This window comes from Thioalkalivibrio denitrificans (genome assembly GCF_002000365.1).
GTDB lineage: Bacteria > Pseudomonadota > Gammaproteobacteria > Ectothiorhodospirales > Ectothiorhodospiraceae > Thioalkalivibrio_A > Thioalkalivibrio_A denitrificans.
On the sequence record NZ_MVBK01000109.1, the window covers coordinates 1 to 9,502 of the forward strand.

Consider the following 9,502-nt stretch of genomic DNA (forward strand, 5'->3'; position numbering starts at 1 on the left):
TTCGGGCCAGGAGCCTGGAGCGCTTTAGCCACAGAGGACACAGAGGTCACAGAGCTGAAGAATCCACCAGTCTTCGAAGCCCCGGCATTGTTCTCTGTGACCTCTGTGCCCTCTGTGGCAAAAAGGCTTTTCCCCGCAGTCGCGCCCCCGCAGCCCCCATTGGCCTTGAAATCCCCGGCCCGAATGACTATATTAAGCACCCTCCGATGCGGGGTGGAGCAGTCTGGCAGCTCGTCGGGCTCATAACCCGAAGGTCGCAGGTTCAAATCCTGCCCCCGCTACCAAGGATTAGAAAAAAGGCCCCGGATGGGGCCTTTTTGTTACCGGTCTTCCGGGATATGCCGGCCCACGGGGCCCGAAAAGTCCGGGGTACGTAACGATGGGCCGTGTGCCCATTTTTTGTTTATGGTGGTGCCGTGGTGCGACAGGATTCCTTGCAACTCAAGGCCTTGCTGGCCCCCCTGGTGGACCGCATGGGGTTCGAGCTTTGGGGGCTGGAGTACCGTGCCGGGAAGCGCAGCGCCCTGCTGCGCCTGTTCATCGACAGCGCGTCCGGCGTCACCCTGGATGATTGCACCGAGGTGAGCCGTCAGGTGAGTGCCGTGCTGGACGTGGAGGACCCGATCCGGGTGCCCTATACCCTGGAGGTGTCCTCGCCGGGCATCGACCGCCCGCTGTTCGAGTCGGCCCAGTATGCCCGCTACGTGGGCAGCGAGGCCCGGGTGAGGACCCAGTGGCCGGTGGAGGGGCAACGCAACTTTGCGGGCGAGATCCTGGCCGCGAACGAGGATTCGGTGACCCTTCGGGTGGACGGCAAGGACGTGCGCGTGCCGCTCGACGCCATCGCCCGCGGGCGGCTGGTGGATGACATCACCGCGGGTGGCGAACGATGAGGCTGCCAGCCCGAATTGAGATACAGGTTCCCGGCGGATTCGCCGGGCTGCCGTTGCCGCAAGGCACACAGGAGAAGCTGTCATGAACAAAGAGATCCTGATGGTGGTGGACGCCGTTTCCAACGAGAAGGGCGTCGAGAAGGATGTGATCTTCGAGGCCATCGAGGCTGCGCTCGCCTCCGCCACCAAGAAAAAGCACGGCGGCGAGATCGACGTGCGCGTCAGCATCCATCGTGAGTCCGGCGACTACGAGACGTTCCGGCGCTGGCTGGTGGTGGATGACGAGGATCCTGAGTTCGAGTCCCCCGAGCGTCAGATCCTGCTCTCCTATGCCCGGCAGAACCATCCCGAGATCGAGGTGGGCGAGTACGTGGAACAGCCCATGGAGTCCGTGGACTTCGGGCGCATCGCCGCCCAGACGGCCAAGCAGGTGATCGTGCAGAAGGTGCGCGAGGCCGAACGGGCCAAGGTGGTCGACGAGTTCCAGGACCGGGTCGGAGAACTGATCATGGGCACGGTGAAGCGCACGGAGCGCAGCGGCGTGTTCCTGGATCTCGGCGGCAACGCCGAGGCCTTCATCCCGCGCGAGGACATGATCCCCAGGGAGAACGTGCGCGCCAACGACCGGCTGCGCGGATATCTGAAGGAGGTGCGCTCGGAAACGCGCGGACCCCAGCTGTTCGTGAGCCGCACGGCGCCGGAGTTTCTCATCGAGATGTTCAAGCTGGAGGTCCCCGAGGTGGGCCAGGGGCTCATCGACATCATGGGTGCCGCCCGTGATCCGGGTCTGCGGGCCAAGATCGCGGTGCGTTCCAATGATCCGCGCCTGGATCCCGTGGGGGCCTGCGTGGGCATGCGCGGTTCGCGCGTGCAGTCGGTGTCCAATGAGCTGGCCGGCGAACGCATCGACATCATCCTGTGGGATGAGAACCCGGCCCAGTTCGTGATCAATGCCATGTCGCCCGCCGAGGTCCTGTCCATCGTTATGGACGAGGACAGGCACAGCATGGATATCGCCGTGGCCGAGGACAAACTCTCCCAGGCCATCGGCCGCGGCGGCCAGAACATCCGGCTTGCTTCGCAGCTCACCGGCTGGGAACTGAACGTGATGAACGAGGCGGAGGCCGCCGAGAAGAGCGAGGCGGAGGCCGCCGAGTTGCAGCGCATGTTCCAGGAGCAGCTCGACGTGGACGAGGAGGTGGCCGCGATTCTGGTGCAGGAGGGCTTCTCCAGTATCGAGGAGGTGGCCTACGTGCCCACCTCGGAGATCCTGCAGATCGAGGAGTTCGACGAGGAAATCGTCGAGGAACTGCGCGCCCGGGCGCGCGACGCCCTGCTGACCAAGGCCATCGCCAGCGAGGAGGAGATCTCCTCCCATGAGCCTGCGGAAGATCTGCTGGGCATGGAAGGCATGGATCGGGAGCTGGCCTTCAAACTGGCGGCCGAAGGGATCTGCACCATGGAAGATCTCGCCGAGCAGGCGGTGGACGACCTGGTGGACATTGCCGGTCTGGATCCCGAAAAGGCGGGCGAACTGATCATGACCGCCCGTGCGCCCTGGTTCGAGGAACAGGCCGGAGGCGCCTGAGCGGACCGGGACAGGACAGAACAGAACACGCCGGAGCGTTGCATGGCCGGTTGCATGCATGAGTCGGGGGCGGATGCGCATCACGAGATGCGACTGACCGCTTCGGCAGGGAAAGTTTGCGGAGGTAACACACGATGACCGATGTGACGGTTAAGCAGTTGTCTGAGGTGGTGGGCACCCCGGTGGAGCGGCTCCTGGAGCAGCTCGGCGAGGCGGGTGTCGACGTCTCGAGCGCCGATCAGAAGGTCACCGAAGAGCAGAAGCTCAAGCTTCTGGAGCACCTGCGCAAGAGCCACGGCAAGGGCGCCGGAGGCGAGGGCAAGAAGATCACTCTGCGCCGCAAGAGCACCCAGGAGCTGCGTGTCACCGGCTCGCAGGGACGCTCCAAGACGGTGAGCGTGGAGGTGCGCCGGCGGCGTACCTATGTGAAGCGCGATGAAGCGGAAGGCGCAGCGCCCGAGCCGCAGCCCGCCGCGCCGGTGGCGAGCAAGGCCGCCCAGATCGCCAAGCAGGTGGAAGAGGAACGCCAGGCCGCCGTGGCGGCCTCGCGCCGTGCCGAGGAAGAGCGCAAGGCCGCCGAGGCCGAACGCAAGGCCGAGGCCGAACGCAAGGCCGAGGAGGCCGCGCGCCAGGAGGCCGAGGAAGCCGAACGACGCAAGGTCGAGGAAGCCGCCCGCGCGGAGCAGGAAAAGGCCGCGCCGGAACCGATCCCCGCGCCCCCGCCGGAGGCGGAATCGGCCAAGCCCGGCCGGCGCCGGCGCCCCGCGGCCAAGGAGCGCGAGGCGGGTCCGCCCGGGCGCCGCGAGGAGCTTCATGTTGCCAGCGACAAGCGCGGCCGGCGCAAGGGCAAGGGCAAGACCACCCGCGTGGCGGCGGCTGCCGTGGCGAGCAAGCACGGCTTCGAGCGCCCCACCGCTCCGGTGGTGCGCGAAGTGGCCCTGCCGGAATCGATCACCGTGGGCGAACTGGCCCAGAAGCTGGCCATCAAGGCCCCGGAGCTGATCAAGGCGCTCATGGGCATGGGCGTCATGGTCACCATCAACCAGCCCATCGACCGCGATACCGCCACCCTGGTGGTGGAGGAACTCGGTCACGTGGCCGTGCCCATGCAGCAAGCGGATCTGGACGAGGAACTGGCCGTGGCCGCCGCGGAGCCCACGGGCGAACTCAAGCCGCGTCCGCCGGTGGTGACCATCATGGGTCACGTGGACCACGGCAAGACATCGCTCCTGGATTACATCCGTTCCACGCGCGTGGCCGCCGGGGAAGCGGGGGGGATCACGCAGCATATCGGCGCCTATCACGTGAAGACGGATCGGGGCGGCATCACGTTCCTGGACACGCCCGGCCACGCGGCCTTTACGGCCATGCGTGCACGCGGCGCCAAGGTGACCGACATCGTCATCCTGGTGGTGTCCGCTGACGACGGCGTAATGCCCCAGACCGTCGAGGCCGTCCAGCATGCCAAGGCGGCGGGCGTGCCCCTGGTGGTCGCGGTGAACAAGATCGACAAGCCGGAGGCCGATCCCGAGCGCGTCAAGAACGAACTCTCCCAGCATGAGGTGATCCCGGAGGAGTGGGGCGGAGACACGCAGTTCGTGCACGTGTCCGCGCTCAAGGGGACCGGTGTGGAGAACCTGCTGGAGGCGGTCAACCTTCAGGCGGAACTGATGGAACTCAAGGCGCCGGCGGAGGGCGCCGCTCAGGGCGTGGTGATCGAGTCCCGGCTGGACAAGGGGCGGGGTCCCGTGGCCACCATCCTGGTCCAGCGCGGCATGCTCAACAAGGGCGACGTGATCCTGACCGGCCAGGAGTTCGGCCGCGTGCGCGCCATGTTCGACGAGAGCGGCAAGCCGGTGAAATCCGCGGGCCCGTCCATGCCCGTGGAGATACTGGGCCTGTCCGGCACTCCCAACGCCGGCGACGACGTGCTGGTGCTTGAGGACGAGCGCAAGGCCCGCGAGGTGGCGCTGTTCCGCCAGGGCAAGTTCCGCGAGAGCAAGCTGGCCAGCCAGCAGGCCGCCAAGCTGGAAAACATCTTCAGCCAGATGCAGGAAGGCGAGGTGGGCACCGTCAACATCCTGCTCAAGGCGGATGTACAGGGCAGTGCCGAGGCGCTGCGAGATGCCATGGAGAAGCTCTCCACCGACGAGGTGAAGGTCAAGATCGTGGCCGCCGGGGTGGGTGGGATCACCGAGTCCGACATCAACCTGGCCAAGGCCTCGGACGCCATCGTCATCGGCTTCAATGTGCGTGCCGACGCCGGGGCGCGCAAGGCGGTGGCGGAGCAGGACGTGGACCTGCGTTACTACAGCGTCATCTACGAGGCCATCGACGACGTCAAGCAGGCTCTGTCGGGGCTGCTCTCGCCGGAGATGCGCGAGGAGATCATCGGCCTGGCGGAGGTCAAGGACGTGTTCAAGTCTTCCCAGTTCGGCGCCGTCGCGGGTTGCCTGGTGGTGGACGGCATGATCAAGCGGGGCAACCCCATCCGCGTGCTGCGCGACAACGTGGTGATCTACGAGGGCGAGCTGGAATCGCTGCGCCGCTTCAAGGACGATGTGAACGAGGTGCGTGCCGGTACCGACTGCGGCATCGCGGTGAAGAACTACAACGACGTCAAGCCGGGCGACCAGATCGAGGTCTACCAGCGCGTCGAGGTGGCGCGCACCCTGTGACGCACGTTCTCCGTTTGCGGGGGCACTGAGATGCCCAGGGATTTTTCCAGGACAGAGCGGGTAGGGGACCAGATCCAGCGCGAACTGGCCGACCTCATTCGCCTGGAGGTTAAAGACCCGCGCGTGGGGATGGTGACGCTGGCCGGCGTGGAGGTCACCCGGGATCTCGCCCATGCCAAGGTCTGGTTTACCGTCCTGGGCAGCGAGCAGCAGGTGGCCGACACCACCGAAGGCCTGCAACGCGCCGCCGGTTTCCTGCGCCGGGAGTTGGGCCGGCGTATGCGCCTGCGCGCGGTGCCCCACCTGCATTTCCAGTACGACGACACCCAGGAACGCGGCGCACGCCTCTCCGCCCTCATCGACCAGGCCGTGGCCGAGGACCGTGCCAAGCACCCGGACGATGACGAAGACCGGTCGTAAAGAGCCTTCCCGCAGAGGCGGGGAATCAATAAAAGAACGACAGGATTAACAGGATTGTTCAGGATTGACAGGATTCAAGACGTATCGTGTTTCGGGCCTTTTCGCTCTCACCAAATCCTGTAAATCCGCATTTATCCTGTTCATCCTGTCCATTGGTTTTGCTTCGCCTGACCGTCTCCGCGGCAACTCCTTTCGAGCCAGCACCCGATGAACAAACCGAAGATCCAGCGCCGGGACGTGCATGGCATCGTGCTGCTGGACAAGCCGGAGGGGTATACCTCGAACCAGGCGCTGCAGCGGGTGAAGTACCTGTTCCGCGCCCGCAAGGCCGGGCACACCGGGAGCCTGGATCCCCTGGCCACCGGTCTGCTGCCCCTGTGCTTCGGCGAGGCCACCAAGGTGTCCGGATTTCTGCTGGATGCCGACAAGCACTATCGCACCCGCTGCCGACTGGGCATCACCACGGAGACCGGGGATGCGGAAGGCGTGGTCCTGCGGGAGCGCCCGGTGCCTGTGCTGGACGCGGCGACCATCGAGTCCGCCCTGGAAGCCTTTAGGGGTCCGATTCGCCAGGTGCCGCCCATGTACTCGGCACTCAAACACGAGGGTCAGCGGCTGTACGATCTGGCGCGCAGGGGCGAGGAGGTGGAGCGTGCCCCCCGGGATGTGACCATCCATGAACTGACCTGCCTGTCGGCCACCGAGGACAGCCTGGAACTGGACGTGCGCTGCTCCAAGGGCACCTACATCCGCACCCTGGTGGAGGACATCGGCGAGCGGCTCGGTTGCGGGGCGCACGTGGTCGAACTGCGGCGCCTGGGCCTGTCGCCCTTCGAGGCACCGGCGATGGTGACCCTGGAGCAGATCGAGGCCCGGGCCGGCGAGGGCGATGCGGCCCTGGACGCTCTGCTCACCCCCATCGATGCCGCGCTGGTCCACTGGCCGGCCGTGACCCTGGACCGGGACAGCGCATACTACCTGGGCCAGGGTCAGGCCGTGTTCGTGCCCGGGGCGCCCACCGCGGGCATGGTACGGATCTACGGCCCCGGCGGGGTCTTCCTGGGCATGGGCGAGATCCTTGACGATGGCCGGGTCGCGCCGCGGCGGCTGATCCGAAAATCGTAATGGACAGGATTAACAGGATTTTTCGGGATTAACAGGATGTTTTTTTGATGAAAGGCACAACGATAGCCGGGGGTATCGAGGGTGACGGTCCTGCCACGGGCCTGTGGACTGCTCCCCGTTCCGGATCATCCTGTAAATCCTGAAAAATCCTGTCCATCCTGTCCATTGCCTTTCAACCAAAAGGCCCTGTTCCGCAGGGCCTCCGGCGTGATAGAATTCCCCGCCTTTATCCGAAGCACAGCCTTCTCGCGAGTATCATCAGGAGTGACTGCAGTATGTCTCTGAATGCCGAAACCAAGGCCGGTATCGTCGAAAAGTACCGCCGCGATCCGTCCGACACCGGTTCCCCCGAGGTGCAGGTGGCGCTGCTGTCCGCGCGCATCGAGCACCTCATGGGCCACTTTGCCTCCCACAAGAAGGACCATCACTCCCGTCGCGGGCTGCTGAAGATGGTCAACCAGCGCCGCAAGCTGCTGGACTATCTCAAGGGCAAGGACAAGCAGCGTTACCAGGAGCTGGTCAGCAGCCTGGGCCTGCGTCGATAAACTCAAAGTTCAGCCGGGAGTCACCGTGACAGCCATCAAGAAATCCTTCCAGTACGGTCAGCACACCGTCACCATCGAAACCGGCGAGATCGCCCGCCAGGCAACCGCCGCCGTTCTGGTCAACATGGCCGATACCGTCGTCCTGGTGACCGCGGTCGGACAGAAGGACGTGGCGCCCGGCCGGGATTTCTTCCCCCTCACGGTGAACTACCAGGAGCGCACCTACGCCGCCGGCCGCATCCCCGGCGGGTTCTTCAAGCGCGAAGGGCGCCCCACCGAGAAGGAAACGCTGACCTGCCGGCTGATCGACCGTCCCATCCGGCCGCTCTTTCCCAAGGGCTTCCAGAACGAGGTGCAGGTGGTGGCCACGGTCATGTCCGTGAACCCCGACGTGGATCCGGACATCCCGGCCATGATCGGCGCCTCGGCCGCGCTCTCGCTTTCCGGCATGCCCTTCCAGGGCCCCATCGGTGCCGCCCGGGTCGGTTACATCAACGGCGAGTACGTACTCAACCCCGGGATTTCCGCCCTCCAGGATTCCGACCTCGACCTGGTGGTCGCCGGCACCGAGAAGGCCGTGCTAATGGTGGAATCCGAGGCCAACATGCTCTCCGAGGAGGTCATGCTGGGCGCGGTGATGTACGGTCACGAGCAGTTGCAGACCGCCATCCGGGTGATCAACGAGCTCAAGTCGGAGGCCGGAAAGCCCGCCTGGGACTGGACGCCTCCCGAGGAAGACACGGCACTCAAGGAAGCCGTGGCCGCGGCCTGCGAGGCCGAGCTTGCGGCTGCCTACCAGATTGCCGAGAAGCAGGCGCGCACCGAGCGGGTCAACGCCTTGCGCGACGAGGTGGTGGCAAAGTTCGCCACCGGAGAAGAGGGCGCGCCGGAGGCCGATCAGGTCAAGGGTGTCTTCGGCAAACTGGAGAAGCGGCTGGTCCGCGGCCGCATCATTGCCGGTGAACCCCGCATCGACGGGCGTGACACCCGCACCGTGCGTCCCATCACCGTGCGCACCGGTGTGCTGCCCCGCACCCATGGCTCCGCCCTGTTCACCCGCGGCGAGACGCAGGCCCTGGTGATCGCCACCCTCGGCACCGATCGGGATGCGCAGTTCATCGAGGCCCTGGAAGGCGAGCGTCGCGAACGCTTCATGCTGCACTACAACTTCCCGCCCTACTGCACCGGCGAAACCGGTATGGTGGGCTCGCCCAAGCGCCGTGAGATCGGTCACGGCCGGCTGGCCAAGCGCGGCGTGCAGGCGGCGATGCCCGATGAAGAGAACTTCCCCTATGTCGTGCGTGTGGTCTCGGAGATCACCGAGTCCAACGGCTCCAGCTCCATGGCCTCCGTGTGCGGCACCAGCCTGGCCCTGATGGATGCCGGCGTACCCATGAAGGCCCCGGTGGCGGGTATCGCCATGGGCCTGATCAAGGAAGAGGACGGCTTTGCCGTGCTCACGGACATCCTCGGTGATGAGGACCATCTGGGTGACATGGACTTCAAGGTGGCCGGCAGCCGCGACGGCGTGACCGCGCTGCAGATGGACATCAAGATCGACGGCATCACCCGCGAGATCATGGAGAAGGCTCTGGAGCAGGCGAAGGCAGGCCGTCTGCATATCCTCGACAGGATGGGCGAAGTGATCAGCGAGGCTCGCACCGAGGTCTCGGCCTACGCACCGCGATTCACCACCATCAAGATTCACCCCGAGAAGATCCGCGACGTGATCGGCAAGGGCGGCGCCACCATCCGCGCGCTGACCGAGGAGACCGGCGCCAGCATCGACATTTCCGACGACGGTACCGTGAAGATCGCCTCCGTGGACAAGGCCGCCGGCGAGGAAGCCCGCCGCCGCATCGAGGAACTCACCGCCGACGTGGAGGTGGGCCGGATCTACGAGGGCCGCGTGGCCAAGATCATGGACTTCGGCGCCTTTGTGAACATCCTGCCCGGCCGCGACGGCCTGGTGCACATCTCCCAGATATCCGAGGAGCGCGTGGCCAGCGTCAGCGATCGGCTCTCCGAGGGTGACACGGTGAAGGTGAAGGTGTTGGAAGTGGACAAGCAGGGTCGGATCCGGTTGAGCATGAAGGAAGTGAGCTGACGGGGCGGTGCTTGTTTCATCAGTTTTCGGGGAAAGGGGCCTTTGGCCCCTTTCTTCGTTCTGGGGGTTGGGTTGGGGTGGGGTGGTTTGGCAAAGACGAAGTCAAAGGCGACGTCAAAGTCAAAAGCGTTTCGAACCCCGCTGCG

Annotated in this window: 7 protein-coding genes and 1 tRNA gene; all 8 read left to right on the plus strand. The window is 65.5% G+C overall.

All coding sequences use genetic code 11. The features are described 5' to 3' along the window. Positions 1-207: 207 nt before the first annotated feature. The 8 genes from B1C78_RS15385 to pnp all read left to right on the plus strand — a co-directional run bounded on the left by B1C78_RS15385 (position 208) and on the right by pnp (position 9,356). A tRNA-Met gene (locus tag B1C78_RS15385) sits at positions 208-284 on the plus strand. Between the two features lie 150 nt (positions 285-434). Continuing rightward, positions 435-893, plus strand: a complete 459-nt coding sequence (rimP, locus tag B1C78_RS15390) for a ribosome maturation factor RimP (RefSeq protein WP_077280054.1) — start codon at positions 435-437, stop codon at positions 891-893. Positions 894-975: 82 nt separating this feature from the next. Continuing rightward, positions 976-2,481 (plus strand): transcription termination factor NusA, encoded by a 1,506-nt coding sequence (gene nusA, locus B1C78_RS15395; protein ID WP_077280055.1) that lies wholly within the window; start codon positions 976-978, stop codon positions 2,479-2,481. 134 nt (positions 2,482-2,615) lie between these two features. After that, entirely contained in the window at positions 2,616-5,159 is a 2,544-nt protein-coding gene (gene infB, locus B1C78_RS15400) for a translation initiation factor IF-2 (protein ID WP_077280056.1), read from the plus strand. 30 nt (positions 5,160-5,189) lie between these two features. After that, positions 5,190-5,579: a 30S ribosome-binding factor RbfA gene (rbfA, locus tag B1C78_RS15405; protein ID WP_077280057.1), complete on the plus strand. Its 390-nt coding sequence runs from the start codon at positions 5,190-5,192 to the stop codon at positions 5,577-5,579. 207 nt (positions 5,580-5,786) lie between these two features. Continuing rightward, complete coding sequence (gene truB, locus B1C78_RS15410; protein WP_077280058.1) at positions 5,787-6,704, plus strand: tRNA pseudouridine(55) synthase TruB; 918 nt, start codon at positions 5,787-5,789, stop codon at positions 6,702-6,704. Between the two features lie 275 nt (positions 6,705-6,979). Continuing rightward, complete coding sequence (gene rpsO, locus B1C78_RS15415; protein WP_077280059.1) at positions 6,980-7,249, plus strand: 30S ribosomal protein S15; 270 nt, start codon at positions 6,980-6,982, stop codon at positions 7,247-7,249. A 25-nt stretch (positions 7,250-7,274) separates the two neighbouring features. Then, positions 7,275-9,356, plus strand: a complete 2,082-nt coding sequence (gene pnp / locus B1C78_RS15420) for a polyribonucleotide nucleotidyltransferase (protein ID WP_077280060.1) — start codon at positions 7,275-7,277, stop codon at positions 9,354-9,356. Positions 9,357-9,502: the final 146 nt, after the last annotated feature.

What these genes read in the sequence shown, in the direction of transcription:
- nusA (WP_077280055.1), top strand. Translation starts at nt 976, where the DNA reads ATGAACAAAGAGATCCTGATGGTGGTGGACGCCGTTTCCAACGAGAAG.
- infB (WP_077280056.1), top strand. Translation starts at nt 2,616, where the DNA reads ATGACCGATGTGACGGTTAAGCAGTTGTCTGAGGTGGTGGGCACCCCG.
- rbfA (WP_077280057.1), top strand. Translation starts at nt 5,190, where the DNA reads ATGCCCAGGGATTTTTCCAGGACAGAGCGGGTAGGGGACCAGATCCAG.
- truB (WP_077280058.1), top strand. Translation starts at nt 5,787, where the DNA reads ATGAACAAACCGAAGATCCAGCGCCGGGACGTGCATGGCATCGTGCTG.
- rpsO (WP_077280059.1), top strand. Translation starts at nt 6,980, where the DNA reads ATGTCTCTGAATGCCGAAACCAAGGCCGGTATCGTCGAAAAGTACCGC.